The sequence below is a fragment of the Actinobacillus vicugnae genome (assembly GCF_901687125.1).
Taxonomy (GTDB): domain Bacteria; phylum Pseudomonadota; class Gammaproteobacteria; order Enterobacterales; family Pasteurellaceae; genus Actinobacillus; species Actinobacillus vicugnae.
On record NZ_CABFJY010000011.1, the window covers coordinates 106929 to 133772 of the forward strand.

The window sequence follows — 26844 nt, forward strand, 5'->3', positions numbered from 1 at the left end:
TTAACGGAGTCTCAATTGACGACGAATATGGCGCATTAGTAAGAAGATCCATGGCCATAAAATACCGCTAATAATTGCACCTAAAATTTCTTGTGAATTAAACTCCGCGCTATGCAATACAAATTCGACAAAATAAATTAAAAAATGAATAGCAATTATATACAGCATCACCAAAATCGACTGCAACCATAATGAGAGATTACGCAATATTAAGTGGTATTTTGCGACAAAATAAATCGCTATCGATAACACTAGCGCATGAATGCCTAAAATAGAACCCAATACAAGATCCCAAATAATACCAACAACAAATGCTGTCCCAACACTTATTTTATTCGGTAAGGCTAGCGCCCAGTAAATCAGCACCAACACGACCCAATTTGGTCTTAACCCCTGAAAACCAATCGGCCAAGGCATAATTTCTAGCACAAAAGCTGCCATAAAAATTGAGATTAATACCAAAATCTGAAAAATTGGATTCGCTCGCATTATTCAGCTCCTTGCTCTGTATGGTGGTTTTCATCGTTATCAACTTCGGGTTGAGATGCTGGATTCACAGGCTCCTCACTATTATCTAAGCTGTCTTCTTTTGGCTGATCGTCACGAATCTGCTCTTTCTTATTTTTCTTCAATAAATCCAGCGGATTCATACTATTACGGCGCTCTTCAACTACTTCACGTACTTGTTGTGGCGAAAGACTCTGAGCTTTACGTAATTCTTCACTAGTAGGCCACAACAGCAATAAATAACGTAAACGATCAAAAGAAGCTAATGGGCGAGCAACAATACGCGCAAATTGGCTTTGTGTATCATTTTTAACCGCTTCAACAATCGCTACAGGATAACCTTCAGGAAAACGACCACCCAGTCCAGAAGTAACCAACACATCGCCTTTTACTACATCTACTGAACGAGGCAAATTATCAATAAATAATTCATCATTATGCCCTGTTCCATTCGCAATGCCGCGGACATCATTACGCAATACCTGCACTGGCACTGCATGAGTAACATCGGTAATCAATAATACTCGGCTACTATTTTCGCCGACAGAGATAACTTGCCCAACTACCCCTCGTTCATCAATGATTGGTTGTCCTACAAATGCACCGTCATGTTTACCTCGATTGATAATTACTTGTTGGCGATAAGCATCCATTTCTGCAGTCAGCACTTCTGTAATTTTTTTGTATTCATCTTGACGAAGAGGTGAACTTAACAATAGACGTAAACGCTGATTCTCAACTTTCAACTGATCTAATAATAAAAGATCTGCATTTTTTTCACGTAATTGCTCTTTCAGTGCTCGATTTTCTAATAGTAATTTATTGTTATCGATAAAGTTATTGCTTACACCATCAAGCACAGAACGGGGAGTATTCGAAAGGTAATATAAACCGCCAATCGCTGTTTCAAGCATGTTTCGGAATTGGATTAGCGCACTACTGCGTCCATCAAAAGCAATTAACGCGATAGAGATAATAATTGCGAGAAATAGGCGAGTACCTAGTGAAGAGGCTTTAGCAAAAATTGGTTTCATTGTTAATTTTTTAAATGAAATTAAGGTGAGTGATAATGAACAATGGATAATGAGCATCTCCTGCCATTATCCATTGTAATTGTCCATATCAATTAAGAGTGGCTTTACTCATCGCTACTAAATACATCACCACCGTGCATATCGATCATATCAAGCGCTTTACCGCCACCACGAGCCACACAAGTTAATGGATCTTCTGCAACGATTACCGTTACACCTGTTGCATCAGAAAGTAATACATCAAGGTTTTGTAATAATGCACCACCACCCGTTAGTACCATGCCGCGCTCAAAAATATCTGCTGCTAATTCTGGTGGGCATTGCTCTAACACAGATTTAACGGCTTCAACAATACCATTTAACGGTTGTTCGATTGCTTCTAAAACGTGCTTTGAATCTAATTCGAAAGTACGAGGCGCACCTTCAGCAAGATTATGACCATGAACTTCCATCGTACGAATTTCATCTTCACCACGAATGATCGCCATTGCAATTTCTTTTTTAATACGCTCAGCCGTTGCTTCACCGATTGCTGAACCAAAGTGACGACGTACATAAGCAACAATAGCTTCATCTAACTTATCGCCACCAATACGCACAGATGTTGAGAATACAATACCATTTAATGACAATACTGCAACTTCTGTAGTACCGCCACCAATATCAATGACCATTGAACCCGTTGCTTCATGTACTGGTAAACCAGCACCAATTGCTGCTGCCATTGGTTCTTCAATTAAATAAACTTCACGAGCGCCAGCGCCAATTGCTGATTCTTTAATTGCTCTACGTTCAACTTGTGTTGCACCTGCTGGTACACAAACTAATACGCGAGGACTAGGACGCATAAAGTTATTGCTATGCACCTGCTTAATAAAATGTTGTAACATTTTTTCTGTCACAAAAAAGTCTGCAATCACTCCGTCTTTCATTGGGCGGATCGCTGTAATGCTTTTTGGTGTGCGACCTAACATCAATTTCGCACCTGTACCTACTGCTGCAATACTTTTTAATGAGCCAATGCGATCTTGACGCACTGCTACCACAGAAGGTTCATCAAGCACAATACCTTGACCTTTTACATAAACTAAGGTATTCGCGGTTCCGAGGTCGATAGAAAGATCATTAGAAAATAATCCTAGAAATTTTTTAAACATATAGAGTGATCCATTAATGAATTTGGTGATTTTGCAAAAATAAAAAATAATGCTCATAAAAGAGCAAAAATATTTGTAAATATAGCAAAAAAGCCTACTGGACTTCAACGACTAATTTTAGTGAATAGCAAAACTGACTAATTTTTTAGCTGTTTGTAAAACTAAAAAGACTAAAAACAAAACGCCACCCTAAAAGAGGGTGGCGTTTGCGAAATTAATCTAACTAAGATTAGCCTTTGTAGTTATAAACGTGAGCTACTAAGTCTAATACTTTGTTTGAATAACCAGTTTCGTTATCATACCAAGAAACTAATTTAACGAAAGTATCTGTTAATGCGATACCTGCTGCTGCATCAAATACAGATGTTTCCACTGCACCGTTAAAGTCTGTAGATACAACTGCATCTTCTGTGTAGCCTAAAACGCCTTTCATTTCGTTTTCTGAAGCACGTTTAATTTCTGCACAGATTTCTTCGTATGTAGCTGGTTTTTCTAAGTTAACTGTTAAGTCAACAACAGAAACATTTGCTGTTGGAACACGGAACGCCATACCAGTTAATTTACCGTTTAATGCTGGTAATACTTTACCTACTGCTTTCGCTGCACCTGTTGATGAAGGAATGATGTTTTGTGAAGCACCACGACCACCACGCCAGTCTTTAGCTGATGGACCGTCTACAGTTTTTTGTGTCGCAGTTGTTGCGTGAACTGTAGTCATTAAACCTTCTTTGATACCAAATTTATTGTGGATTACTTTAGCTAATGGTGCTAAGCAGTTAGTTGTACAAGAAGCGTTAGAAACGATATCTTGACCTGCATACGCATCGAAGTTTACACCGTTAACGAACATAGGAGTTGCATCTTTAGATGGACCAGTTAATACAACTTTTTTCGCACCAGCTGTGATGTGCTTACGAGCTGTAGCGTCATCTAAGAATAAACCTGTTGCTTCAACTGCGATATCAACACCGATTTCGTCCCATTTTAAGTTAGCAGGATCACGCTCAGCTGTTACACGGATTGTTTTACCATTAACAACTAATTGACCATCTTTAACTTCAACAGTACCGTTGAAACGGCCGTGAGTTGAATCGTATTTTAACATATATGCCATATAGTCAACGTCGATTAAGTCGTTGATACCTACAACTTCGATATCATCACGAAGTTGAGCTGCACGGAAAACGATACGACCGATACGACCGAAGCCGTTAATACCAATTTTAATTGCCATAGATTTTTCTACCTATATTAAAGTTAAACAAAATTGTTCTTCTAATGCTTGAGAAGTACCAAGATTATAGCACATACTCCAGTATGAGTTACAACTAAAAGAACTGAAACAAATATAACAGATAATTTTTTTGTGATCTATGTCAAATTTTTAAAATTTGTAACGCTAAAGTAGTAAAAAAACGGTAGAATTGGAGGAAAATTTCTAGCTTAGGAGTGAATATGATTAAAGACATTGATGAATTAACGGAAGAGCAAATAGAAATCCTAATTAATCATGGCACTGAAATGCCATTTACAGGTAAATTTTTAAATGAAGAACGTATTGGCACCTACCGCTGTGCACGTTGCCATAACGCATTATTCCGTTCAGATACCAAATTTGATGCGGGCTGTGGCTGGCCAAGCTTTTACGAGACAATTTCAGACGATGCTTTACGCTATTTAGACGACTACAGTTTAGGTCGCCACCGTACAGAAATCCGCTGTGGAAATTGTGATTCGCATATGGGACACGTATTTAACGACGGACCACCACCAACAGGATTACGTTTCTGCCTAAACTCCATTGCACTCAACTTTAAATGGGATGAAACAGGCGAAGAAATTGATGGTTAATTAATTTTATAAATTAAACATCTTTTCTCTTTCTAATCATAAAAACAAGCGGTCGAATTTTAGGGAGAATTTGCAAAACGCCCTTTAAATTCGACCGTTTGTTTATCCGAAATAATCCGCTTTACACCAAAATATTTTTCGCAATAATATCGCCCATTTCACTGGTTGAAACAGGAGTGTTTTCATCCGCTAAATCACTTGTGCGATAGCCATCCGCTAGTGCTTTTTGAATTGCTGCTTCAATTGCATCCGCCGCCTCATTTAAATTGAAGCTATAACGTAACATCATTGCAGCTGATAAAATTTGCGCAATTGGGTTCGCAATATTTTTGCCTGCAATATCAGGCGCAGAACCACCCGCAGGTTCATATAAGCCAAAGCCATCTTCATTTAAACTTGCCGATGGTAACATTCCCATTGAGCCAGTAATCATTGCGGCTTCGTCTGAAATAATATCGCCGAAAATATTTGAACATAATAAAATATCAAAGGTTTCTGGTGCTTTGATTAGTTGCATTGTTGCATTATCAATATACATATGTTCAAGCGTGACTTCTGGGTATTCTTTTGCAATTTCGCTTACCGTTTCACGCCATAAAATTGAGCTTTGTAGTACGTTTGCTTTATCAATAGAAGTTACTTTTTTATTACGTTTCATAGCCGACTCAAAAGCAACACGAGCAATACGCTCAATTTCATATTTATAATAAACTTCAGTATCGAATGCTTTAGTTTGCGCGCCTTCGCCCTCACGACCTTTCGGCTGTCCGAAATAAATACCACCCGTTAATTCACGAACCACAACCATATCAAACCCTTTAACCGCAATGTCTGCACGTAATGGGCAGAATTTTTCTAAACCTTGATATAACGTTGCTGGACGTAGGTTACAGAATAATTTGAAATGTTTACGTAATGGTAATAATGAGCCACGTTCAGGTTGTTCATCTGGCGGTAAATTTACCCATTTAGGCCCACCCACCGAACCAAAAAGAATCGCATCTGCGTCTTCACAACCCTTTAATGTATTTTCTGGTAATGCTTTACCTTGCGCATCAATGGCAGCACCGCCAATGTTAAAGTGATTAAAATTTAACTTAAAACCAAATTTTTGCTGAGTTGCTTCAAGCACCTTGATCGCCTGAGCCATAATTTCAGGGCCGATACCGTCTCCTGCTAACACCGCAATATTGTAAGTTTGCATATAAAATCCTCTTATTGTTATGAAAATAGACCCAAATATTCTACCTTAAAATTGAGCTTATCGGGTGGGAATTTATGAAATTTGAGCTAGAATAATCAGCAATTAGAGGAACAATATGAAAATCAGATTTTTAAAACTGCTACTCATTGCAATTTTTAGCCAAAATTTGACCGCTTGTGGCACAATTATCAGCCTAGCTGAAGGCGATTATTCTGTGTATGCAGGCGTAACCAAAGATTTCCACGCAATCCAAAATGGCGGAATATTAAGCATTCCAGCCGTTATTGATTTACCGCTTAGCTTTGTGCTAGATACACTAATGCTGCCTGTAACACTCAGTCAATAAAATAGCTTTATAGAAATAATCGTTACAAAGTAGCTAAATAGAAAATTATAAAAAGAGAAATATAAGTAGTTGAAGTGAAGATAATTATGGTCCCCCCTACCGGACTTGAACCAGTGACCAAGCGATTATGAGTCCGTTGGTTCAATTACAGTAATAAAAACAAACTTATTTAAAATCAATAGCTTACAGAGATAACCTATCTAAAATATCTGTGACAATTAGCACCTTTTTACATCAATTTGTAGATATTACGTCACGTTTTTGTCACGTTCTATAATTTCTCCCGCCAAAAATGCCACCCAAAACATCTTACCGCCAACCACACACACCACGCAAAAACAGTGCGACATTGTGAAATCAAACATTCACGCAATCGCCGATCTGCTTCCGCTCTACTGACTTTTACGTTTACGCCGTAATCACGATCGTGTTGATAGTGGCATGCATTGATATTTTTAGAGGCATATTTCAGCCCCTGATGCAATTCTTTGTTTTACTTATCCCATAATGGAGTGCCATATTTACGGCGTCCATATTCAAACAACATATCCATAAAAATAGGTTCTTTTTCGAGATTTTTATCAAAAATCATCACATGGCCAATATAACCATTCCAATGCGATGCTGTTTTTGGATCGTAATCATCCCACCAACGACCAACAAATAAATGATCATCGGCGGCAGTTAAAGCAGGTCTAGCATTTGCATTATACGCATTTGGGGTTCGTAAATGTGATTCGTTTGTTTCAAATACTGTCGATGCAATGATATTTAACGGTTTTCCAGTAATAGCGTTATCACCGATAATTCTAGCTCTACCGGCATTAAGAGCAATTGATTTATTATCCACATATACTGCGTATGATGATGTTTTTTTACGAGATACCAAAATTGTATTTTCTGGATTTTGAGTCACAATTGGTTTTTGAGCGAAAATCACGATCGTGTTTTCTTTCCAATTGCTTTTAAAAACAATGTCTTCCGACGTCATGAATTTATTACCATTAAAATAGCCGGAAGCCATATTTTTTAATGTCAGAGAATCTAATTCTGGTGCGGTATCCGCTGGCGCAACTAGAGAGATTTTATTCTTTGATTTGTCTGTCACTTTTGTAATGCTAGAACCAACAAGTGTTAATGTTCTAAGATCGGAAAAATCCCAAAAACCTTGTAAGTTTGGATGATTTAGAATAATAGATTCTAAAGATTCAGTGTCCCGATCTACAATAGCTGGTAAGTTTTTATTTGAAAAAACTGTGTTAAGTCTAATGATATGTCCCATGTTATATCTCCAGTTGTTATATAATTTTTTCTTCGAAGGCAAAGCACCAATTATGCAACGTCCACGCCCCATCGGTAGATAGGTCTGAACAGCTATCACGTAAACAGCCTCTAGCTCCTTTTGTCGGCCCTGAATTGCCACCAACTCCATTATCAAACGCATAAGTAATAGATGCCCCATTAGGGATATCATCACTTGTTGTGATAATGACCTTATTATTGACTTCATCAAGTACCACTTTAGAAATAGTGACTCCATTTCCGTTATAAAGATAGAAGCCGTAATTGCCTGGATCTGTTACGTTTAATGTGTCAAATACTAACGGCGGATTTGGCACATTAAATGTAATCTCTATCGTCCTTGCATCTGTCTTTTGACATTTGACTGGACGTAAACCTAACCAATCCTCCCCTTTATCTACTACTAAATGTTTTACCTTTGCGTAATAGTCACCAAGAATATCAGCAGACTTGCCGTCGATATGAATGCCATCTGTACAGTTAAACATATATTTAGGCGTTACTGCGAAAATACGCGGATGTTCGGCACTTGATTTAAGTTGTAAAAATGGCGTTGTATATAAATGACGCTCTGATAAATTAGGATAATAATTAGCGGCACCTGCAGTCTGACACATCAGCATGACCGGCTTTTCATTTTGTCCTGTGATCGTCTGAATTTCTTTTGTATAACTATCTAACCAATCCGCTAGGTTTTTATCGTAGCTTGTATTTCGCTCTTTACCATCTTGTTCACCATGAATTACAAGCATAGCTTTATAACTTGTCTTGTACGGAGTATTTTGTATAAACTGCATAGCTGTTATTATTTTTTCATAAGCTCCGCTTTCACCACCTTTAATCAATGAAGCATAGTTACGTCCGCCTTTTCCCGATCCGAAGACAATAATAGGTTTATCTTTTTTCGCTAACACCGCCTTACCAAAATTAGACATTATTGTTTCATAATGTCGCTCTTGAAGTTTAATAATGCCTCGTATATTCTCCGACCACTCTTTATGCCACATAGGACCGGTGGAAATTGTAAAGGCATTTTCTGGTATTGCGGCAGTGTTTATTGCTGGATTATTCATGCTTACAGCAAGTGATTGCCCAGTTAAGAAGTATCCGTCAATATCGCAAGGCTCAAAGACTTGTGATGTCTCGCCATCACGCCATTCGTATGTTAGGAATAAGCCACGGCGTGGAGCAACATAACGCACCGCTGAACCTGACATCTCGCAAGCAACCACATCACCACGTTGTGTAATTTGCGTAGTAACGGAACCTTTTTGTAGATATACATCACCATTCTGTAAAAAGCAGATGCCAGCGTCAGAAACAATGCCAGCAGGTACATATTTTTCACCTGTAATTAATGATTGCTCGGAAACTTTATAATTACTGTCGGTCTGGACAAATGCCTGGGTAGATGTAAACCCTTCTCGTTTATCCGAGGCAACAAATTCCGCCGTTGCGGTATTGAACCCTATCAACAAGCGATCTTGATTATCAGTGACTCCCCATCCAGGAAAACCTGACTCACGTTGTTCGGCTGATGGTTGATAGAAATCCCCTCGTTCCGTTATGCCAATGGCAATTTTATCTTTGTTATCCGTCCACGCCTGAGCTAAAGATATCTGGCTTTCATATAAATTGACATTGACCACTGACCGCGCAACATCTGCTAATTTTTTATCAAATTCCGCCGATTGCGCTTCTGTTTTATCGATAGCTTTAACCCACTCTCCATTTAATCGAATATAAATGTCACCATTAGTCAGTTGAGCAATTGTGCCGTCAGGCTTGCTCTGATCCAATTGCATTGAGGAGTAATCTAAGTACCCAATAGCCCCGCTTTTAATATTACTATCTAATTGAATAATTAACTTATTCAATTTCTCAAAAGCGACTCGGGCTGAATCACCTTTTCCATCATTGGCATATCGTCCAATGTTTACTAAATGTTGTTCTGCAATAGCCATAAAAATTCCAATAAAAAAGCACTCTTTCGAGTGCCTGTGTTAAATAATGACGGAACCAGCGAAGATTCTATCTGATTCGTTCCCTGCCGTATCTACTGATGATATCCAGTAGTATGACGTACTTTCTATAACATCCGAATGAGAGTTATAACTCCCCTTATCTACTTTGATTTTTACTACCTCCACTGCTTGTTCAGCATCATTCTCTGCGCTCCGATAAATGATATTATGATTAAAATCATGATTAGTTGGGGCGCGCCAACGCAGTACTGCTTCTCCAGCATTGTTGGATACGCTGATATAAGTCGGAGGTTCTGGCGGAGTTGAGATTGTCTTGATCTCAACCAAATCACTTGTGATTTGATCAGAACTATAAAACCCTAGATACTTTGAAACTTTCACTCGATATAGATAAGGCACATCTTCTGAGTTTAATTCTTGGCTTAATTCCGTTTCTGTGGTTTTAAAACTTCGAAAAGTCTGATAAGACGTACTATTCTTATTCCTTCTTTCAACGATCACTTTGTAATAATAAGTGATTCTCTCGTTTTCTGGTTTCTCCCATTTTATAGACAAATAAGGCTTGCTATATTTAGGTTCCCCGCTGATGACTAGATTTTTAACCGGTTCGGGCTTACCATCGTCCGATATTGGTTTTTTAGTCGGTTCAATTAATTTTTCATCTTCATTGTGATCCCAATAATAAAACTCCGGTCGCTCAGAGCTGAGAGTTAAATCAATACCTCCACCTTCGGCGAAAGAAAATTCAGTGACTCTAAATGTTGTGCCAACTTGAAATATTTCAGGAATATTCAACTCTACAACATCCCACAATCTGATGGATAGTGCAGCCCAATTGCAATTTAAATTTACTGTAATTGTATTATTCCCTTTTACTAACTTAATTTTCGCTAAACGCTGAGCTATTGCGCCATTGGTTGTGTAAGGTAGTTTGATATCTTGCTTAATTTCCTCCCCTTGATAACGTTTTATATAACTATCATCTCTTTGCGGCGGGAAATCCGTTTCATTCCAGTTGTGAGCAGGATCAATATACGAACCTGATACAATATTAAAAAGTTCATTTCGGCTCGGTTTCATTCGCACTGTTGGAGCTTCACGCAACATTTCTGAAGTAATTGTTAATGATGGATAATCATACGCACCTGCATAAAACCGGTATTTTCCTTGCGAAAATACTAAATTACCATGACAAGATAACTGCATTTCTTCAATAATTTTCGATGGTGCCGCAGACATATCAATAACGCCGTCAAGAGTATATCGCTTCACAAATCCTGCTTTCCCATTCAGTTCATATCTGCCATCCTTACTTGGCACTTCCTCATCACAGATATTCGCAGCTGTGATAAATGACTCAAAATCAATCAAGTCATTTGGTACAGCCTTTCCTTCTTTGGCACGCAACCAATCCAAAATACACAAAGCGGGATTATTAGAGTGGACCATTTGCCGGATACGAGGATCATAAACTGGCCGACCTTTAATTAAGAATGAAATGTTTGGCACTCCACTTTGGAATATTTCAGGATCATATTTAAGCCTAACATAGGCATAAGATACGCCATTTAACGTATGTGCTTCCGTCCATTCGCCGTTTTTCTTATTAACCAACCCCAACATTGCCGATTGCTCTTTATATCCCTTCCGGTAATACATAGATACCAATCCATCAAATTTAGGATCGTCGGTCTTATCATCATTAATCCAAAAAATAGAATCAATCTCGTGAATCCTGCCGTGTGCTAATGCGATAATCATGTCTAGATATTTATTTTCTTTATCTGACACAGAGGCATATATCAATGCTCCACTTGAACGCACTGTCCCATAAATAATTCGCCGTGCGGACGCTGATTCTTTTATGGTTCGCTTGAGTTCTTGTTGTGGTATGCTAGGCGGTTTTGCCTGTGTTAATTTATTGCCTACCGTCGTAATAGCAAAAGCAGCAACCATCCCAAGAGTTGTAGCACCTATTACACCAATTGCGGCAATAACAGCCGCCGAAGTGGCAATAGATGCCGCAGCAACAGCTGCAATAACAGGAATTACCGCTGGCATATTAAATCTCCCAACATTTTAGCCACTTATCTCTACTGACAGGAACAGGCCCATTCTTGCCCGTTGCTAACGCTACATTGCCCGCGCAAATAGCTAAAGCTTGATAATTAAAAACAGGATCATCACTTTTAATCATTAGTAAATCTCCTCTCTTCGCTTTAAGGACAGACACAGACTGCTTGCCCGTTAGATATTGAGCAACACCGGAAATACCCCCTAAATCACGCAAGACAGAGAGTGCATCTCTTAATGAATTGTAGTTCGGAATTTCCGGAATATTTTCGATGCTTAATGCAACAAGACAATTTCTTGCGAATTGACAACAATCCAAAGTACCTAATAAAAAAGGCTGGTTTTGATGTCTTTCGATAACATCCACCAGCCTTTTCTCCCAATCTAAATACCGCATTATCCTCGTCCCCATATTAATTCCATATCGGCAACAGCAGAAACAAACTCAAAACCTCTATCATTAGGATATTCCGCCACCTGATCCTCATTTGTAAAACGCCTAACTTTTGCTCTTTGCCAGTCAATGAATAAACTCTCTACCGCTAATTCAATTTCTGTAGTTTTTCCAACTTTCAGTAATTGTGTATCCATTCTTCCCACAAAAATAACAATAGGTTTCCCGATTAGTTGATGATTTTCATTTAAAAAACCCATCCAAATTTTTGCTATTCTGCCTTGGATATCTTGCTTGAGCAAATAATCCGTTTTCACACTAGGGATACCGCTTATAGCGATCGTGATACCATAGCTTTTCTGCTCAGCACCTTCAGTAATCATACTCATAGCACCCAGTTCACCGGCACCGGTAAAAGTATGCCCATCAATAACCACATCAAAAGGCAGGAATGATAAACGAACTATCCCGTCCGGATAGTCCAATTCAACGGCTGAAAAAGGTCTAAGCAGATCCTTTTTGCTCTCAGCTTTTGAAACACTATCTAAATCTCTCATTAATCAATCCTTAATGGTCTAGCTTGAATTGCTTCGATCGATACTTCTCCTTTTCTATACAATAGATCCGAAATGCGTCCTTGCTCGTCGTCAGATAACATAAAAACTGCACTTGGGCGTGCGGTATGAATCGGAGCATTATCAATCGGTGTATCGCGCAATGGTGGCTCAATGGAAATTTGAACGGTATTATCCGACAATGAAAAACAATCGTCTGTGACAATCCCTAAATATCTGTAACCATTTGTTAGATCAAAAGAGATATATTGACCAGCTTTTAACACTAATTCACCAAAAGACTTATTCGATTCAACTTTAAGAGTAGCAGGATTAACAACTGATAATGTTCTTAATGGAGATACTCGATACTTATGCTCATTATCTGCTGTGATATCTAGATCTGCGGAATACCAATCATCTTCATCGGCAGTCACCGAAGAATCAATTAAGCTCGGGAGCTCTGGTTCTCCAAAACTTGGGATAAACCTAGGGCAGTATTCAGCTGGATAATAAAAGCGCCCCGCTGATCCTCGTAACTTCGCAATAAAAGCACGAAATATTCGTTTTTGCTCCTCATTTAAGTAAAAATCAGCCTTAAAAGTCCACACCGCACCTGGCATTTCTTGTGTCTGAATGGTATTTGAAAACGGATTAGTAAATGTTGTTGTATGAGCCTTTAAGAAAAAACTCGCCGATTTTGGGCGAATATTTTCAGGAAATTTAATAATTTTCGCCATTACGCAACTCCAAAATCTTTGCCGAATTGTCCACCGCGTCTGATTTGGTTTCGAATTTCAGCAATAGTTTCTCTTTTATTTTGCTTCAGCAAATTAGAAATACGTTGTTCAACACCGTGATCAGCACCTCGTGCATCAATCGTGTAATGCTGGTTAAGTTGAATGCTTGATGATTGTTTTTGAGATGCCATTTGAACTGGTATCCTTGGGCTCGGTACTTTCGGAACAGCAATACCTCCGCCATTAGCAAATCCTCGGCGAGTACCGTAATTTAAATAATTCAAGTAATCCACGCCTAAACGAGATGTCGCTTCCTTGGTGATCACATATTCGCCACGATGAACAATTCCGGCCGGTGTATATTTCCCACCATCTCCAGTATAGCCTCCGACAGCAAATGATCCGCCAACTAATCCACCTTCAGAAAAACCACCAAATCCCAATGCCGACATTCCAGATTTAATAGCCTGAAACATTAGCATTTTTACAATCATCTTCGAAATATCACTCAAAATAGATTTAGCCATATCCCCAAAGTTTGCTTTACCAGTCATAATAAAGTCATTCAGAGAATCAGACATCGTGCCAAAAGCGCTAACGGTAATACTTTTAATATTCTCATTCACATTAGTAACATCATCTTCGATAGCTTGAAGACCTCCTTTAAATCCGGCAACAGGATCTGAGCGGTTAGCTTCTGCTTTTTGTTGCAAAATTGCGTGGCGTTCTTTAAGTTTGGCAATCTCAATATCAAGTTGAGCAATATTCTCTTTGCTCATACCGATTTTAAGCTTAGATGCTTCAAGATCTAGCGAGTGGTTATATTGTAATAACTCTTGCTCTTGTCTTGATTTGCCCAATAGACTCAACTCAAATTCCATTGCTTGTAGTTTTTCTGTGTTATCAAAACTAAATTGTGCAATTGCTACTTTTTGTTGAGCTTCATCAATCTGCGCCGCCATTTCTTGTAATTTTTTAACGCCGTCAGTGCCGTAAGCACTATATTTTTCTGCGTTTTCAGCAATATCTTCAGTTAATTTTTTTACTTCTTGATATTGTGACGTTTGACCGTATAGCGAAATATCTGAGGCATTAGCTTTTAAGCTGGATAAGCGGTTTTGCATTTCTGTGATTTGATCCGTGAACTGCTTTTTATAATCAGTTTTCGAACCACCACTATGATTATTTTCCGCTAATTTTGTTTTCACAAACTGATCAATATAAGCTTCAGCATCCTTACCTTTATAACCCTTTTCTTTGGCTTGGTATTCTGCTTCTGCACGGAATTTATTAGCTCCTTTTAGACCTGCTACACGCTGATTATGGCGTAACTGCTCCATTTCTTGCGCAAAACTTTTTCCGCCTTTACTTTTGGTTCTTCCACCAGTTCCGCTTGACGCGACTAATTGCAGCTCTGATTCAAACAATTTTTTATAATCATCTGATCCTGCTTTAACACCAAGCGATTCCAATTTATTATTTGTGTTTCGCTTCGCCGTTAATTCATTAGCGAGTTTAGTATTACCATTTTGCTTGGCTTTATTGATCTGAATTTGTAGATCGTTATCCGCCAAGTGGTTACTTAACTTAACATTCATCGCTTTAGCGGCTGATTCAGCCAATACATCAAACTTGCCGGCAGACACCATGGCAGCAATGCCAAGCTGACTAACAATCCCCATAAATGACGAACCGTTGGCGCTCGCATTAGGGAAAATATTATTTAACTGATCCACTGACCAACCAAGATCATTGAAATTGATTGTTGATGTATCAATGTGTGGATTCAGTGCTTCAATTCTTGCTCTTAAATCCGCTAGCGGTACGGCATCCATTTGAGCCGAAAGGCTCGCTTCAGTTTTTTCTAAATCATCTTTTGCTTGTTTGAGCTCAAGCATTTTTCGAGTAACCGCATCAGCTTCGATTTGTTGCTGACGGAGCGATTTAGTGATTTCAGCTATATTACCGTTTTCATCTACTGCAAAACGAACTTTAACTTCTGCTTGATCTTGCAGTTTTTTAAGTTCGCCTTCTAATTCTTTAATTTTTGTTTTTTGAGCACCGATACTATCTTGCGTGTCGGCGATCGTAACCTTTAATTCAAGAGATGACATCTTAGTCATTTCTTGATTAATGCCATCTAGCGATTTGACAAAGTCTAAGTTTTTCTGTTGAGCTTGTTCCGCATTGCTATACCATTCGTATAAAGCACTTGCGCCAAGTGTTAACCCTGTAATGGCTAACCCGATAGGCCCACCCATAAAACTTAACGCATTACTAAATAAGCTTGCTCCTTTCTGAGCGGTTGCCAATCCAGCCATTGCAGCGGTTTCAGCTTTCGTTAATGCAATAATTTGCGCAGATTGCGCTTTCATGCGCTCACGAATAACGGTTCTTTCTTGCTCTGTTCGAGCAAGTTGCAATTGAGCAGATAAAGACTGCATGGACGCACGAGCGTGTTCAAGATCTGCTGTAGCTTGTAATTTTATGTTTTGTGCGCTTACAAGCGCTGATTGCGCGGCTTGTCGGTTTGCAGCAGACAATGCAAGTGTTTCTTGAGCTCGTTGTGATAATTTCACACCAGCAAAAGCCACACCAACCGAACCAGCAATAGTTACTATACTAGATAAATTACTAGATAATCCATCCAATACTGAAACTAGTAACTGAGAAGCACCAATTGATTTATCAGCTTCGCCAACAAATCGAGTCATTTGCGTGTTGAAATTTGTCCACGCCATCCCAAGCGTTACAACTCGTGTATTGAATTTTTCGTCAACGCTGCCTTTGGCTTTTTCCAATGCTCTAATAATAACATCGGAGGTTAGCTCACCTTCACCAGCTAAACGTCTTAGTTCACCGACTGACACGCCTAATCCATCTGCAATCGCATAAGCAAGTGCCGGTGTTTGTTCCATGACTGAGTTAAATTCTTGACCACGGAATACACCGCTCGCTAACGATTGGCCGAATTGCATTAGCGCCGCATCCGCTGATGCTGTGCTTGCACCAGAAATGGCTACGGCTTTCGCTACAGTCTCGGTCAAGCCAGCCACTTGTGACTGCGAAATTTTTAACGTCTCCGCATTTTGCGCAATACGCTGATAAATTGTGGAGGTCGAAGTTAATTGTTGATTTGTTTTGAGGGAAATATCAAAAACAGATTGCATCGCTTGCGTATGCTGCGTCTCACCTTCCGTTACCAAGCGCAATCTATTTCCAAGCTCAGTATAGTTATCCGTAAGTGTCGCAACACTTTTTACAGATTGTACGGCGTAACCACCTAAAACATCACCAGCAATAATGGACAACTTCGTTCCCATTCCGCCAAGAGAGTTTTCAATTTGAGATAGGTTTGATTTTGCATTGTTCGCAAATTGCTTGGTTTGTCGATCTGCATCAGAAATACCTTGTTTGAATTTTGCAGAATCCAAACTTAGCTGAATATTTAAATTACCTACACTCACAATCTTTGCTCCTGTCGTTGTGCCAGAAAATCTTGTAATGTTTGTCCCTCTTCTTCATTTTCATCAGAAAAAGAGGATTTAAAAAATGGCATAAAATCCTGAATCTCAGGAGTTGGTGTGTCTTTATCCTTATTCACAATAGCGAGCAGCTGCAACAACTGAGCCATACGATAATCTTCACGGAATAGGCCAAATGGTTGTTCTGCATAGAACATTTCATATTCTTGCAAATGAGATTCTGGCATTAGTTCGATTTCCGATAAGGTTTTACCGAGCGCCAAAGATAGTGTTATTTGGAATCTTCGGCGATCTGTGAGTTTTTTGGCTCACCTTGCGTAAACGCCTCAGAAAATTTTTCGATAAATTCGTTGGATAAAGACGATAGTTGTTGCAAGTCTTCTTCACTATCAAGATTAAACAGTAAATTGCCGTCTTGATCACACAAGCGAGAAGCCATAGTGCGAGCGAGCACAAACGGATCATAAAGTGCGCTTAACTGCTTCTGTAATTGTTTTTCGTCATCTAAATTTAGCTCGATGCCTTGACTTTCAGCTAGCTTAATTTGATAAGCTCTTGCACCATAGATAACGCGATTTTTATCACCAACATCTAAGTGTTTGAAATAATAAGTTGTGCCTTCAAAATCAAACTGACCAACATTGGCTTTATTTTGCAAAATTAATTCTCTTAAATTCATATTTCCCACCTAATAAAAAAGCCACCTTTTTTTATTTAGGTGGCTTTCTATCCAATTATGCTGTAATTAATAAATAATCACGTGTTGATTTTTTAATTTTGACGTTACTGTCAAACTTCGCTAATACTTCACCGCTGAAACCTGCTGATGTCTGAATAAAGCCTGAACCATATAAAGCGCCTTCTTTATTTGGAAATACGCATTTATAAGGAAAAGTTTCTTTGTTGTAAAATTTGCCACGAAGTACGGATTGCATTTTATCGCTAGGCTTATAATAGAATTTGAAGTTTAAAGCACCAAATTCAATTTCACCTGGTTCTGTAACTTTTCCTTCGTCGCAAATAGTTGTCACATCTTCTTCACCAAGGCTATCTCCCTCACTTTCAATTGAAGTCAATGTGCACCACTGATCGCTATACTGCACTTTGGCAATGGTAGCCTTCGAAAAGTCTTTAGGCAGATCAAAACGTTTCCAGCTTACTTCGTCAGCTAACGTAATCAAGCTATCGGCCACGGCTTTAACGGGATAATACCCATCCATACCACCAAGACCACTAATAAAAATACAATCGCCAGCTACTAAACCAGAGGAAGCAACGGTAATTGTAGGTGTTTCTACAGTACAAGCGGTGATTTTTTTGGTGGCTTCAAGCCCAACACCGACATAAAATTTTGTGCCTTGAACCGGCGTAGTTTTTTTACTCATTATTTACCTCTACGGAGTATGTGACATTAAAAGTCATGGTCGCTGTATGCCAACTAACTTGTTGCGAATCCTGATCATAACTATATTTAGCAAATTGCAGTGTATCTACAACACTCAATATATCTTCATCGCCTGTTAAGCTTTGTAAGATAAATTCTGCAAATTTATCTAATTTGGCTTGAGCGTCATTGCCTGATTTAAGATAAATTTGAATATTTAAATCAGCAGATAATTCCATACCACAAAACGATACGGAATCAGCCATACATTCATCTATAAATACTGCAACTGCTGGTGTATGTTCTTCAAAATCTACAAATGTAGGACGACCATTAAACCACTGCTCAATTGTCAGTTGTTGATCCTGAAATTTTTTTTGCAAAAATTCTAAGACCTTTTGTCTAACATGATTATTGGCTATCATTTCAATGCCACCATTAAATTTTTCGTGAGTTCGGTTTTAATTTGTTCAGGATAGTTATCAAGCTGTTTCTCGTACGAACTTGTAAGAGGTCTCGCCAACGGAATTTTCACAACATCAATGGAATAGCGCTCTCTACCACGTCTTTGCATGATATGAGTACGACCAGTCTTGAGTCTTTGAATAAACCCTCTCTTAATAGCATACTTACCAACAATTATCGCGCCTCGCCCGACCCACATTCGATTACTTCGATTTTCAAAAAGCCGAATAGCCGGCATATTTGAGCGTATAACTCGAATATTTGCCATTTGGCGGCTTTTATTAGCTTTGGTGATCTTCGACCGACTGCGAATGGTTTTTTGTGGTACACCAATATCCTTCGCAACCTCTTTTGTTGCGCTAGACATTGCTTTCCGAGCGATGGTATTTAACGATCTGCTGACAGCATTTGGCAATTTTTGATTAACAACTCTTTCCAAGTTACGGCTAATTTCGTTTAGCCCCGAAACTTTAACAGTCATAACTATTCCAACCGAACATAGATTAGTCCATCTTCATAATAATAGGACTTCACAAAATACGACTTTACGCCACGTGACACCGTGTCGCCGACACGAGGTTTATAACCAGTTGAACGGTATAAAGTTAATACTCGAGAAGTCCCTTGACCAGCAGCAGATAATTCATCTTGACTTAAAATACCGTCCATAGTGCGCTGAGACTCATCAAAGACGGCGGGATAAATCACGCCGTTGATCTCCCAATCTGACATCATGGTATTTAAGATGGTATTGTCCGCACCTGATAAAGCTACATCAAACAGACTAGACATTAATTTTCACATCAACCGTTGTCGATTGTGTGCCAGATGGTTGCCAAGCAATACCTAGGCGTTTGTTACTGCCACCATTGGTGGTTGTTGCACCTTCTGTATCTGACCAATACAGAACTGCACCTTGTTTAATATCATCTGCCTGTTTTGCTGGTACATTAAACACGCCAGTTGTTGCGCCAATACCTTCTTCTTTCGCTTCAACATTGCTTAACGCAATAGCCACCAAGTCACCAATGACTACAACATCACCGCTTTTGATTTTCTTCGCTGCTACAAAGCGCACGGTATTACCGTCTTGAATTAAATTCTTTGCCATAATTGCATCCTTATAAAAAATAAGCCCTCATTGTGAGGGCTTGTAAATTAAGAGTTAGTAACCTTATGAAGGCCGCGAGGATCAATCACATTCACGCCAACATCAATACGTACTTTTGACTGTACACCATCAACCGTGAAACCGTGTTCAGTTTCGAGATACGGTGAATCGTTGCCATCAAGATAGTTAACTTCAATCGCTCGCTTGTTAATACCATACCAAGATTTAGCATCCGACGCTTGTAAGCGTGGTGACTTGATTGGAGTTAATAAGTTGCGAATCGGATTGGTAATACCCGAGTTGTTATCTGCGCCAGCAACACTTTCAGATTCAAGGATTTGCTTAGCCGAGAAATAAAGCGATGTAGGTGCAAGCAAGAATTCAGGCTCAATCGCTAAAGGCTCACCGTTAGCATCAACAAAGCCATTCATAGCGGTGATCATTTTAGCAATATTCGCAACATCTAATGCAGCATTAGTGGTTAAGTTCTTACGAGAAGCATCAAATAGCGGTTTGCCATCTGCTAATTTTGTATTGCCGGTGATTAACGCAAAAACCAGTTTTGCTACTGTAGCACGTGCGGATTGCCCCATTAACATTGGAATACGAGTTAACATCCCCATGTCATCATTAATAATTGCCTGACGAGTAATGGAGAACATTTTGCCGTAGGTGGCAATTGCAACATCTACTTGTTTGTCACCTAAAGTACCATAACTATATTCTTCACCTTCGCCAACAACTGGTAACGTGCCGAAACCATCTAAACCAACACGGCTATGTTTACGGAAATCGGTTACAGTGCCTTTCGTGGTGAACTGTTCATAATTTTCAGTAGCATTGTTCCAACCTTCAAGCACCGATTTATGTGCTACATCTAATAAAATTGAGCCAAAATCGCTACTGGTGTGAGTAAATGCTAAGCCAACAACTTGAGTCGCGCTTTGGCCCGATACGCTCACACCACGATCAATAAGTGAAGCACGAGCTAATTCACGCAATGACATACCGGTATAGTTATTGTCTTTCGCATTAGCTTTATCTTTATCAAAACCGGCACGACTTAATAACGCCTGTGCGATACTATCGCCAACGATATTACCATTGCTAGCATAAGTAGCGACATTATTCGGTGTGCTTGGGGTTGTACCCGAACCAAGACGAGCTAATAGCTTATCTTTCGCTTGTTCCGCTGTGATATTAATATCACCTAAACAATCTACAAGTAGATCTTGGTGAGCTGAACCAAACGGAGCGAAAACCGCTTTAATAGAATCAACACGCTTAGCCATTTCAGCTTTAACTTGTGCTGAGTTATCTACTGCCTGAGCAACAGCAGATGGATTCACCTGATTTACTGCCGGTTCTGCTACTGGTTGAGCAGCCGGCGTTGCATTTTGTGCAGGAGTTGCGCCAGCATTACCTTGTGGCTTAAACAACATATTTTTTAATGAGTTAGGCATATTTTTATAGTCCTCTAAACGTTTAGATTGAATTTGTGCCATTGCCTGTACTGGCTCGGCGAGTTCGTCTGCAAAACCTTGTTCGACCGCTTCTTTTCCGTTCATCCAAGTTTCAACAGCTAGCATTTGAGCTAACTCCTCCTCCGTTTTACCAGTTTTGCTAGCATAAGCCGGAATTAAAGTAGCTTCTAACTTATCCAATAGATCAGCGTACTTACGCATATCATCCGCATCACCGCCTTGGATTCCCCATGGCTTGTGAATCATCATCATAGCGTTTTCCGGCATGATGACTTTATTTCCAACCATGGCAATAACAGACGCCATAGAAGCGGCAAGACCGTCAATATAGACGGTCTTGTTTGCAGGGTGGTTTTTTAATAAATTGAAAATGGCAATACCATCAAAGACACTGCCACCTGGCGAATGAATATGTAAATCAATTTGTTTTATATTGCTGCCTAATGCCTTTAAGTCAGTAGCGAATTGCTGTGCTGACACTCCCCAGCCGCCAATTTCATCATAGATTGAAATTTCAGCTTGATTATTCGATTTGGCTTTAATATCAAACCAAGTTTTATTCTCGCCGTCTTTATTCGTTCCGGTCGTCATGGCGACCGGATTCAAGATTGCCGCTTTGTTCATTTGAATTCCCTTGTGTATTTGTTAAATCAGTATCAAATTTAAGACCATGTTTACGGTTTTCTTCAACCTCTACTACTCGCCTACGTTTGACTTCGGCTGGATTATTGCCAGAAGCACGAATCGCTTCGCTTTCTGTTGCCAAACCGCCAACGATACGTTTGCGCCATGCTTCTGCTTCTTTAACAGGATCAATCCAAGGCATAACAGGCCCAGAATACACAGCGTTATAAATAGATTGAGGATCGATGTCCGGTGTAATTTTAATTTCACCGCTTACAATCGCCATTTTTAACCACTCACGATACATAGGCCGGCTAATTGAGGCGACGAATGTATCTTGTAACACTGCATAGCCTTCAAAGCTTTCGACCAATTCTTGACGTTGAGCGGAATAAGTGCCGTTATAATCACGCGCAATACTCGAATAACTCGACCGTGTACCAGCTGCAATCGCACGCATTTGACCGTTGCGAAACGCCTCAAGGTTTGTATTTGGTCGATTGCTATTAATCATACCAATATCTTCACCAGGCTTTAGGTCATCTACCACTTGACCAGGTGCAATATCAAAATAACGATTTGATTCAGCATTACTAGCGTATTCTTCGGCATCATAAATAGCTGGATCACCTTTTTTGATATACATCGTTAACGCTGCAGCAATTCTCGCCGCTACTCGTTCGGATTCTTCGTAATCTTTCAAATCAGCCAAACGAATAAGCACGGAATGCAACGTACTTACACCTCTGATTTGGTGTAGTCGCTTGCGTAAAGCAAGGTGTAGCATATTCTCTGCAGGTACACGTTTAACTTTGCCAAACGAACGATAGGTTTCTTGTGGATTTTCTGTGTAAACTTGATAGGCTATCGGCTTACGCCAAGCATTTAAATATACACCTTGTACTAGGCTACCATCAGAAACCGATTGATTCATCGGAATGAAATCAGGTTCTAATGCTTCAAGCGCAAACGGTATTTTTGTTGAGTAATTCAAGCCGGTAACATTCCCACGAACGAGCTGGATAAAAACTTCTCCATCTCTTAACCAAGTACGAAGTAGTAATCGCTCCAACACTGGGCGCGTGAATTGTCCGGTGACATCAGGAGAAATTGACCATTCAGCCCATTTCTTCCGAATTTGTTCGGCTAACGCCTCATTAACATTACCAGCAAGATCAAGCGGTTGCGGCTCTACATGAATACCACGCGAGCCAATTACTCTTTCTTCCAATTTATCAAATAGACCACTTACGATATCGTGATCTTGTTCTAACTTTCGGGCCTGTTCACGCAATGAAACAGCCGAATGCGCCACAGAAACATTAGCACCTGATGATTCACGTTGTGCTTTATGTGTTCTTGTGGGCTTGGCGGCTTCGTACATATTTAGAATGTGTCTGCCTTTGGCTCTCTCTGCCGCCCAACCGGGAGAGAAAAATGCAATTGTTTTTTCAATGAGCTTCATAATCAGAATCTCGCCACCTTAAACGTCACACCGCCACGCACACGACGAGCCTTTAACTTCGCTAAGCGCTCCTCCCAGTATTCACGGCCTTTACGAATTTCCGACAAATTCTCTCGTGAAACTGAGCGACCGTTAAATGTGACTGTTTTCCCTTGGAGTACGTCCATTTCCGCTTTTGTATAGGCTTCCACCATTGCTTGAGCGTTTTCAATAGGATTCATAGCCACCCTCCTGTTTTTCTACCGCCACCATTAATCCAGTTATTAGACTGTTTAGGCTTGGTAACGGGTTGTTTTGCATTTACCACTGATTTATTGATCGCCGTTTGTTCAGTTTCTCGCATTGGTGCTTCATCTTTAACAATAATATTGGGATTTGTATCAGGAAGCTGCGCCCAAGCTGGAATACTGCTTTCGTCATCCCATTTAATACGATCATAACCTCGTAACATCGCAACCGCTTGGCAATAGCAAAACAAGTCGAAAGCTTCATTATTGCCTTTGCCGGGTTTACGCCACTTTCCGTCCGGTCCTCTTTCTTCATAAACCAATTCTTCGAAAAACCATTCCCCCAACCAATTAGGAAAATGAATATAGTTAGCACCTACCGTTTCGCGATTGAGTGCATTAGCAATTTGATCTTTGAATAAGTCTGTTTGAAGGAGATAAATCGGAACATCGCCGCGCGCATCTGCATGACGATCGGAGCGATTCATGTTATTAGGATAAGATTTAGTAATAAGTTTACTGCGTTTGGTGCTATCACCTTTTATCAAATAAACTCGTTTTGAAATTTTGTTTGCTCGACAATAGCGCCAAAATTTATAAGCGTTATCGGTTACACCATCTTCACCGCCACTATCCACAGCCATAGCCGTAATAGGCATAAATCTATTTTCATCGTTGGATAGTCGGTATTGCTTATCGAGCACATCAGTAATCAGTAGATTCCAATCTTCTTGGTAAGCTGAAGGATCAATAGGTAATGCTTCACCATGTTCATTCGCTCGTAATGAGTAACGAATATTGTATCGATCGATAAGCCATCGTTCGCCATTCTCGCCATAACCAACGACTTGAACAACAAAACGTCTTTTCCTTCCGCCTTGTACATCTACCGCCGCCAATAAAAAACGACAGCGATCGGGAACAGTTCTTTTTTCCGTTTGCTCTGTGCGTTCCAGCAACTCATCACTTCGTCTTTGTTCGAGTGCTGATCTCGGCGTGTATGGTAATCCCCAGTCAGTATTTATTACTGCTTTTAGTGTTTCTTCACTGCCGGTATCCTCGTATTCTTTTTCTGCATTCAGCAATTTGTAAGTAAGTTGTGACCAAGTTTGATAAGCCGCTGCTGGTCCTTCTAACCAAAATGAAGCAATACGAGAATTTCTACCTTCACCGCTAATTACTCCACGCTTATCGATTGTTTGGCCTTCTTTAAGCCAAACACCTTTAATATTAAGTTCTCGCTTTAAGTCTGGAGAAACCAAATGCGAACAATGCGGGCATTGTAGGCGAGCATTTTCACTTGCTTTTACCAAGTCTAAATCATCACGATAACCGACCATATTCGCCATACTTGGCTCAAAATATTCTGAGCAACTCGGACATGGCCAATAAAACCGGCGGCGATCACCACGGTTATAAAGTGATAATATTCCAGTTGTCGGCGGCGCTTCGTGCGTTGAGCTTGGTCTATATTTCACATCGGCTATATCTTTACCCGGTGAGCTTTCAACAAGTGTCATGCCGGCAGACATAAATGTGGTGGTACGTTTGGAAGCAAGTGAATATCCGTCACCTTCGCCATCAATATCATTTGGCCAGCGGTCATAATCTGTTAGCGCAACATATTTATAATCCGAAGATGAAAGCACGTTAATGGATGGCCAGCCAATTTTTAGCAAGTTACCCGCACGAAAATACTTGTCGTGGACGTTGTTGTCATTTTTGCGCGGACTCAATCGCTTAGCAACCTCAGGAGAGCAACGGAACATTCGATCAAGACGTTTCCGGCTGTGTTCACTTGCTTTTTCTTGAGTAAGCTGAACAAGCAACATATCCGAAGGATCACACACAATGGCGTATGTTATCCAGCCGTCAATCAAACCGATTGTTTTCCCAGTTCGTGCCGGCCCGACAAACACAACAGAATCGTATTCACGAGAGTTTAAACAGTTCATTGGTTCCAGCATATAAGCGGCGGTATTTCTATCCCATTTTACTGAGTTTGCGCCACCCATCGGAACTCGCATATATTCGGCAACTGCATCAGCAATCTGCATTCGGCGTGGTGCTTTTACGGATAATGCAATGTCTTTGCGGATTTCTTTCGGAGAAGCAAACATTTTTATTCTTCCTCCGGTTCGCTATCTGCATTCTGAATATGAATAGCTAGTTGATCCCGAAAATCATCTACTAGCTCCTGAACCCGAATTAATGCTTTCGGCGGCAGTCCGGCATCTCGCTCTAAAATATCAGGCAATGTTTCTAATTGCTGAACAATCGCTTTCGCCATTGCCGACATTTCTAATGCAACTTCGGTCGCTTCGCACAATTCACCGGTACGTTTTTTATATTCCAATTCTTCACGCTTTGCGCGCCAGTAAGACAGTTGATCAGACGGTGTCATCGAATCGACATCTGCCAACATCTTATTAGCGAATCCCATCATCAATAAATCGCGTAGAAGATATAGCTTTAGCTTCGGGTTACTACCCTGTGCTGGTGTAATCGGAGAAACACGCTGAGACACCGTCTGACGGTGCATTCCAGTGATTTCTGCGATCTGATTAATGTTTAATTTTAGCTCGTGAAAATTTTCCATAACTACAAAAACCTAATCAAAAAACACCGCTTAAAAATCCCACAAACGCCACATGATGATGATGCCTAGAAATCGAAAAATCTGCCGAAAACCGCGAGCCCCCAACCCCGTGGAAAGGGTACCCCCTCCGGAGTACCTTTTTAAGGTATAAAGCCTTGGTTTGCCATATACAGGCTACATTACTTAGCTATGACCCCGAGTGTCTTGGCATACACTCAGATTCATGGCTAAATCATGTAGCATTTGGTTTACATAAAAGAAAACCGCACCTGTTACAGTGCGGTTATTTGAAGTTATTTATTGGTATGTTGCTTTTGCCATCGCCTGATACCGTCAACCTGACTTGCGCAAGTATCACGCTCAGCTGTTACTGTGATTAAATGCTCCAACGCATCTTTGTATGTCTTACCAGTAAACTGGCTACGCTCACACGGAACAAGATACGCTTGCGGTGGATATTGATATATCGTCTTTGTAACAACTGGCTTATTGCCGCAACTGCTCAATAACAGCGTCAGGCAAATGCTGGTTAGCACACTGATTGTCTTTAAGCACATATCTCACCACCTCTTTTTTATCTATCGCTTGTCGTCTAAATTGTGCAGCTAAAGCGGACTGTTGCTCGACTGCTTGTTGCTCCGCCACTAATGAGACTTTGAGATTAGCAGTCTCAGCCTCAAGCGTTGCGTTAGTCGTCTCAAGCGATTGGATTTGAGAGGTCTGCTTGTCGTACTGGCTCTTTAGTACAGATAGCTGATTTTGCGTTGTCCATAATTTAACAAGCAGACCAATAAATAAGGCGGCCAGAATACCCGCCGCCCATAGTTTTGCTTTACTTAATAACGTAAACATA

29 protein-coding genes are annotated in these 26844 nt (G+C 40.0%); 2 read left to right on the top strand and 27 right to left on the bottom strand.

Annotation, left to right across the window (positions count from 1 at the left end):
- The 4 genes from mreD to gap form a co-directional block, all read right to left on the bottom strand.
- On the bottom strand, nucleotides 1-489 hold the full coding sequence (gene mreD / locus F8M47_RS03545; RefSeq protein WP_150538833.1) for a rod shape-determining protein MreD: 489 nt from the start codon (nucleotides 487-489) through the stop codon (nucleotides 1-3).
- Nucleotides 489-1541, bottom strand: a complete 1053-nt coding sequence (gene mreC / locus F8M47_RS03550) for a rod shape-determining protein MreC (RefSeq protein ID WP_150538834.1) — start codon at nucleotides 1539-1541, stop codon at nucleotides 489-491. The genes mreD and mreC overlap by 1 nt, the downstream gene beginning before the upstream one ends.
- A 104-nt stretch (nucleotides 1542-1645) precedes the next feature.
- Nucleotides 1646-2698 carry a rod shape-determining protein gene (locus F8M47_RS03555; protein ID WP_150538835.1) on the bottom strand — a complete coding sequence of 351 codons (1053 nt, stop codon included), beginning with the start codon at nucleotides 2696-2698 and terminating at the stop codon, nucleotides 1646-1648.
- A gap of 229 nt (nucleotides 2699-2927) precedes the next feature.
- On the bottom strand, nucleotides 2928-3932 hold the full coding sequence (gene gap / locus F8M47_RS03560; protein WP_150538836.1) for a type I glyceraldehyde-3-phosphate dehydrogenase: 1005 nt from the start codon (nucleotides 3930-3932) through the stop codon (nucleotides 2928-2930).
- Nucleotides 3933-4153: 221 nt separating this feature from the next.
- Between gap and msrB the strand changes: the two genes are divergently transcribed.
- Nucleotides 4154-4549, top strand: coding sequence for a peptide-methionine (R)-S-oxide reductase MsrB (gene msrB, locus F8M47_RS03565; RefSeq protein ID WP_150538837.1), 396 nt, complete (start codon nucleotides 4154-4156; stop codon nucleotides 4547-4549).
- A 121-nt stretch (nucleotides 4550-4670) separates the two neighbouring features.
- Here msrB and leuB read toward each other — a convergent pair whose 3' ends face one another.
- Nucleotides 4671-5753 carry a 3-isopropylmalate dehydrogenase gene (leuB, locus tag F8M47_RS03570; RefSeq protein ID WP_150538838.1) on the bottom strand — a complete coding sequence of 361 codons (1083 nt, stop codon included), beginning with the start codon at nucleotides 5751-5753 and terminating at the stop codon, nucleotides 4671-4673.
- 115 nt (nucleotides 5754-5868) lie between these two features.
- Between leuB and F8M47_RS03575 the strand changes: the two genes are divergently transcribed.
- Nucleotides 5869-6099 carry a YceK/YidQ family lipoprotein gene (locus F8M47_RS03575; RefSeq protein WP_150538839.1) on the top strand — a complete coding sequence of 77 codons (231 nt, stop codon included), beginning with the start codon at nucleotides 5869-5871 and terminating at the stop codon, nucleotides 6097-6099.
- Nucleotides 6100-6370: 271 nt separating this feature from the next.
- Here F8M47_RS03575 and F8M47_RS12220 read toward each other — a convergent pair whose 3' ends face one another.
- The 22 genes from F8M47_RS12220 to F8M47_RS03685 form a co-directional block, all read right to left on the bottom strand.
- Nucleotides 6371-6583: a hypothetical protein gene (locus F8M47_RS12220; protein WP_150538840.1), complete on the bottom strand. Its 213-nt coding sequence runs from the start codon at nucleotides 6581-6583 to the stop codon at nucleotides 6371-6373.
- 9 nt (nucleotides 6584-6592) lie between these two features.
- Nucleotides 6593-7381 (bottom strand): hypothetical protein, encoded by a 789-nt coding sequence (locus F8M47_RS03585; RefSeq protein WP_150538841.1) that lies wholly within the window; start codon nucleotides 7379-7381, stop codon nucleotides 6593-6595.
- Between the two features lie 16 nt (nucleotides 7382-7397).
- Nucleotides 7398-9365 carry a sialate O-acetylesterase gene (locus tag F8M47_RS03590; protein ID WP_150538842.1) on the bottom strand — a complete coding sequence of 656 codons (1968 nt, stop codon included), beginning with the start codon at nucleotides 9363-9365 and terminating at the stop codon, nucleotides 7398-7400.
- Nucleotides 9366-9404: 39 nt separating this feature from the next.
- A complete protein-coding gene (locus tag F8M47_RS03595; RefSeq protein WP_150538843.1) occupies nucleotides 9405-11447 on the bottom strand; it encodes a phage tail protein in 2043 nt (680 codons plus the stop codon).
- A gap of 1 nt (nucleotide 11448) precedes the next feature.
- Complete coding sequence (locus F8M47_RS03600; RefSeq protein WP_150538844.1) at nucleotides 11449-11856, bottom strand: DUF6950 family protein; 408 nt, start codon at nucleotides 11854-11856, stop codon at nucleotides 11449-11451.
- On the bottom strand, nucleotides 11856-12410 hold the full coding sequence (locus F8M47_RS03605) for a hypothetical protein (RefSeq protein ID WP_244298048.1): 555 nt from the start codon (nucleotides 12408-12410) through the stop codon (nucleotides 11856-11858). Before F8M47_RS03605 ends, F8M47_RS03600 begins: the two co-directional genes overlap by 1 nt.
- On the bottom strand, nucleotides 12410-13147 hold the full coding sequence (locus tag F8M47_RS03610) for a peptide-methionine (S)-S-oxide reductase (protein WP_150538845.1): 738 nt from the start codon (nucleotides 13145-13147) through the stop codon (nucleotides 12410-12412). Before F8M47_RS03610 ends, F8M47_RS03605 begins: the two co-directional genes overlap by 1 nt.
- The gene (locus tag F8M47_RS03615) at nucleotides 13147-16614 is read right to left on the bottom strand and encodes a phage tail tape measure protein (protein WP_244298049.1); all 3468 of its coding nucleotides are present in this window, start codon (nucleotides 16612-16614) and stop codon (nucleotides 13147-13149) included. The genes F8M47_RS03610 and F8M47_RS03615 overlap by 1 nt, the downstream gene beginning before the upstream one ends.
- The gene (locus F8M47_RS03620) at nucleotides 16611-16859 is read right to left on the bottom strand and encodes a phage tail assembly protein T (protein ID WP_150538846.1); all 249 of its coding nucleotides are present in this window, start codon (nucleotides 16857-16859) and stop codon (nucleotides 16611-16613) included. Before F8M47_RS03620 ends, F8M47_RS03615 begins: the two co-directional genes overlap by 4 nt.
- A gap of 44 nt (nucleotides 16860-16903) precedes the next feature.
- The gene (locus tag F8M47_RS03625; protein ID WP_126395203.1) at nucleotides 16904-17311 is read right to left on the bottom strand and encodes a hypothetical protein; all 408 of its coding nucleotides are present in this window, start codon (nucleotides 17309-17311) and stop codon (nucleotides 16904-16906) included.
- 55 nt (nucleotides 17312-17366) lie between these two features.
- Nucleotides 17367-18017 (bottom strand): phage tail protein, encoded by a 651-nt coding sequence (locus tag F8M47_RS03630; RefSeq protein ID WP_150538847.1) that lies wholly within the window; start codon nucleotides 18015-18017, stop codon nucleotides 17367-17369.
- Nucleotides 18010-18441 carry a phage tail terminator protein gene (gpU, locus tag F8M47_RS03635; RefSeq protein ID WP_014991306.1) on the bottom strand — a complete coding sequence of 144 codons (432 nt, stop codon included), beginning with the start codon at nucleotides 18439-18441 and terminating at the stop codon, nucleotides 18010-18012. Before gpU ends, F8M47_RS03630 begins: the two co-directional genes overlap by 8 nt.
- Nucleotides 18438-18962: a phage tail protein gene (locus F8M47_RS03640; protein ID WP_126395197.1), complete on the bottom strand. Its 525-nt coding sequence runs from the start codon at nucleotides 18960-18962 to the stop codon at nucleotides 18438-18440. The genes gpU and F8M47_RS03640 overlap by 4 nt, the downstream gene beginning before the upstream one ends.
- A gap of 2 nt (nucleotides 18963-18964) precedes the next feature.
- Nucleotides 18965-19273: a phage tail protein gene (locus F8M47_RS03645; RefSeq protein WP_126395195.1), complete on the bottom strand. Its 309-nt coding sequence runs from the start codon at nucleotides 19271-19273 to the stop codon at nucleotides 18965-18967.
- Nucleotides 19266-19592, bottom strand: a complete 327-nt coding sequence (locus F8M47_RS03650) for a DUF2190 family protein (protein ID WP_005613591.1) — start codon at nucleotides 19590-19592, stop codon at nucleotides 19266-19268. The genes F8M47_RS03645 and F8M47_RS03650 overlap by 8 nt, the downstream gene beginning before the upstream one ends.
- A gap of 47 nt (nucleotides 19593-19639) precedes the next feature.
- Nucleotides 19640-21667: a ClpP-like prohead protease/major capsid protein fusion protein gene (locus F8M47_RS03655; protein ID WP_150538928.1), complete on the bottom strand. Its 2028-nt coding sequence runs from the start codon at nucleotides 21665-21667 to the stop codon at nucleotides 19640-19642.
- Nucleotides 21648-23165, bottom strand: coding sequence for a phage portal protein (locus F8M47_RS03660; protein ID WP_150538848.1), 1518 nt, complete (start codon nucleotides 23163-23165; stop codon nucleotides 21648-21650). Before F8M47_RS03660 ends, F8M47_RS03655 begins: the two co-directional genes overlap by 20 nt.
- A 2-nt stretch (nucleotides 23166-23167) precedes the next feature.
- Entirely contained in the window at nucleotides 23168-23386 is a 219-nt protein-coding gene (locus tag F8M47_RS03665) for a hypothetical protein (RefSeq protein ID WP_005613588.1), read from the bottom strand.
- Nucleotides 23383-25512, bottom strand: coding sequence for a phage terminase large subunit family protein (locus tag F8M47_RS03670; RefSeq protein ID WP_150538849.1), 2130 nt, complete (start codon nucleotides 25510-25512; stop codon nucleotides 23383-23385). The genes F8M47_RS03665 and F8M47_RS03670 overlap by 4 nt, the downstream gene beginning before the upstream one ends.
- A gap of 2 nt (nucleotides 25513-25514) precedes the next feature.
- Nucleotides 25515-25991 carry a DUF1441 family protein gene (locus F8M47_RS03675; protein WP_043880767.1) on the bottom strand — a complete coding sequence of 159 codons (477 nt, stop codon included), beginning with the start codon at nucleotides 25989-25991 and terminating at the stop codon, nucleotides 25515-25517.
- Nucleotides 25992-26284: 293 nt separating this feature from the next.
- A complete protein-coding gene (gene lysC / locus F8M47_RS12430) occupies nucleotides 26285-26548 on the bottom strand; it encodes an Rz1-like lysis system protein LysC (RefSeq protein ID WP_425292560.1) in 264 nt (87 codons plus the stop codon).
- Nucleotides 26478-26843, bottom strand: a complete 366-nt coding sequence (locus tag F8M47_RS03685) for a DUF2570 family protein (protein ID WP_150538850.1) — start codon at nucleotides 26841-26843, stop codon at nucleotides 26478-26480. The genes lysC and F8M47_RS03685 overlap by 71 nt, the downstream gene beginning before the upstream one ends.
- Nucleotide 26844 lies beyond the last annotated feature (1 nt).

Excerpts from the sequence above, each read along its gene's own strand:
- F8M47_RS03625 (WP_126395203.1), bottom strand. The coding sequence starts at position 17,311 with ATGAATTTAAGAGAATTAATTTTGCAAAATAAAGCCAATGTTGGTCAG.
- F8M47_RS03610 (WP_150538845.1), bottom strand. The coding sequence starts at position 13,147 with ATGGCGAAAATTATTAAATTTCCTGAAAATATTCGCCCAAAATCGGCG.
- F8M47_RS03645 (WP_126395195.1), bottom strand. The coding sequence starts at position 19,273 with ATGTCTAGTCTGTTTGATGTAGCTTTATCAGGTGCGGACAATACCATC.
- F8M47_RS03660 (WP_150538848.1), bottom strand. The coding sequence starts at position 23,165 with ATGAAGCTCATTGAAAAAACAATTGCATTTTTCTCTCCCGGTTGGGCG.
- F8M47_RS03555 (WP_150538835.1), bottom strand. The coding sequence starts at position 2,698 with ATGTTTAAAAAATTTCTAGGATTATTTTCTAATGATCTTTCTATCGAC.
- F8M47_RS03575 (WP_150538839.1), top strand. The coding sequence starts at position 5,869 with ATGAAAATCAGATTTTTAAAACTGCTACTCATTGCAATTTTTAGCCAA.
- F8M47_RS03590 (WP_150538842.1), bottom strand. The coding sequence starts at position 9,365 with ATGGCTATTGCAGAACAACATTTAGTAAACATTGGACGATATGCCAAT.
- F8M47_RS03640 (WP_126395197.1), bottom strand. The coding sequence starts at position 18,962 with ATGACTGTTAAAGTTTCGGGGCTAAACGAAATTAGCCGTAACTTGGAA.
- F8M47_RS03665 (WP_005613588.1), bottom strand. The coding sequence starts at position 23,386 with ATGAATCCTATTGAAAACGCTCAAGCAATGGTGGAAGCCTATACAAAA.
- mreC (WP_150538834.1), bottom strand. The coding sequence starts at position 1,541 with ATGAAACCAATTTTTGCTAAAGCCTCTTCACTAGGTACTCGCCTATTT.
- gap (WP_150538836.1), bottom strand. The coding sequence starts at position 3,932 with ATGGCAATTAAAATTGGTATTAACGGCTTCGGTCGTATCGGTCGTATC.
- mreD (WP_150538833.1), bottom strand. The coding sequence starts at position 489 with ATGCGAGCGAATCCAATTTTTCAGATTTTGGTATTAATCTCAATTTTT.
- F8M47_RS03650 (WP_005613591.1), bottom strand. The coding sequence starts at position 19,592 with ATGGCAAAGAATTTAATTCAAGACGGTAATACCGTGCGCTTTGTAGCA.
- lysC (WP_425292560.1), bottom strand. The coding sequence starts at position 26,548 with ATGTGCTTAAAGACAATCAGTGTGCTAACCAGCATTTGCCTGACGCTG.
- F8M47_RS03585 (WP_150538841.1), bottom strand. The coding sequence starts at position 7,381 with ATGGGACATATCATTAGACTTAACACAGTTTTTTCAAATAAAAACTTA.
- gpU (WP_014991306.1), bottom strand. The coding sequence starts at position 18,441 with ATGATAGCCAATAATCATGTTAGACAAAAGGTCTTAGAATTTTTGCAA.
- F8M47_RS03655 (WP_150538928.1), bottom strand. The coding sequence starts at position 21,667 with ATGACGACCGGAACGAATAAAGACGGCGAGAATAAAACTTGGTTTGAT.
- F8M47_RS03600 (WP_150538844.1), bottom strand. The coding sequence starts at position 11,856 with ATGCGGTATTTAGATTGGGAGAAAAGGCTGGTGGATGTTATCGAAAGA.
- msrB (WP_150538837.1), top strand. The coding sequence starts at position 4,154 with ATGATTAAAGACATTGATGAATTAACGGAAGAGCAAATAGAAATCCTA.
- F8M47_RS03685 (WP_150538850.1), bottom strand. The coding sequence starts at position 26,843 with ATGTTTACGTTATTAAGTAAAGCAAAACTATGGGCGGCGGGTATTCTG.
- F8M47_RS03675 (WP_043880767.1), bottom strand. The coding sequence starts at position 25,991 with ATGGAAAATTTTCACGAGCTAAAATTAAACATTAATCAGATCGCAGAA.
- F8M47_RS03630 (WP_150538847.1), bottom strand. The coding sequence starts at position 18,017 with ATGAGTAAAAAAACTACGCCGGTTCAAGGCACAAAATTTTATGTCGGT.
- F8M47_RS03620 (WP_150538846.1), bottom strand. The coding sequence starts at position 16,859 with ATGCCAGAATCTCATTTGCAAGAATATGAAATGTTCTATGCAGAACAA.
- F8M47_RS03670 (WP_150538849.1), bottom strand. The coding sequence starts at position 25,512 with ATGTTTGCTTCTCCGAAAGAAATCCGCAAAGACATTGCATTATCCGTA.
- F8M47_RS03605 (WP_244298048.1), bottom strand. The coding sequence starts at position 12,410 with ATGAGAGATTTAGATAGTGTTTCAAAAGCTGAGAGCAAAAAGGATCTG.
- leuB (WP_150538838.1), bottom strand. The coding sequence starts at position 5,753 with ATGCAAACTTACAATATTGCGGTGTTAGCAGGAGACGGTATCGGCCCT.
- F8M47_RS03595 (WP_150538843.1), bottom strand. The coding sequence starts at position 11,447 with ATGCCAGCGGTAATTCCTGTTATTGCAGCTGTTGCTGCGGCATCTATT.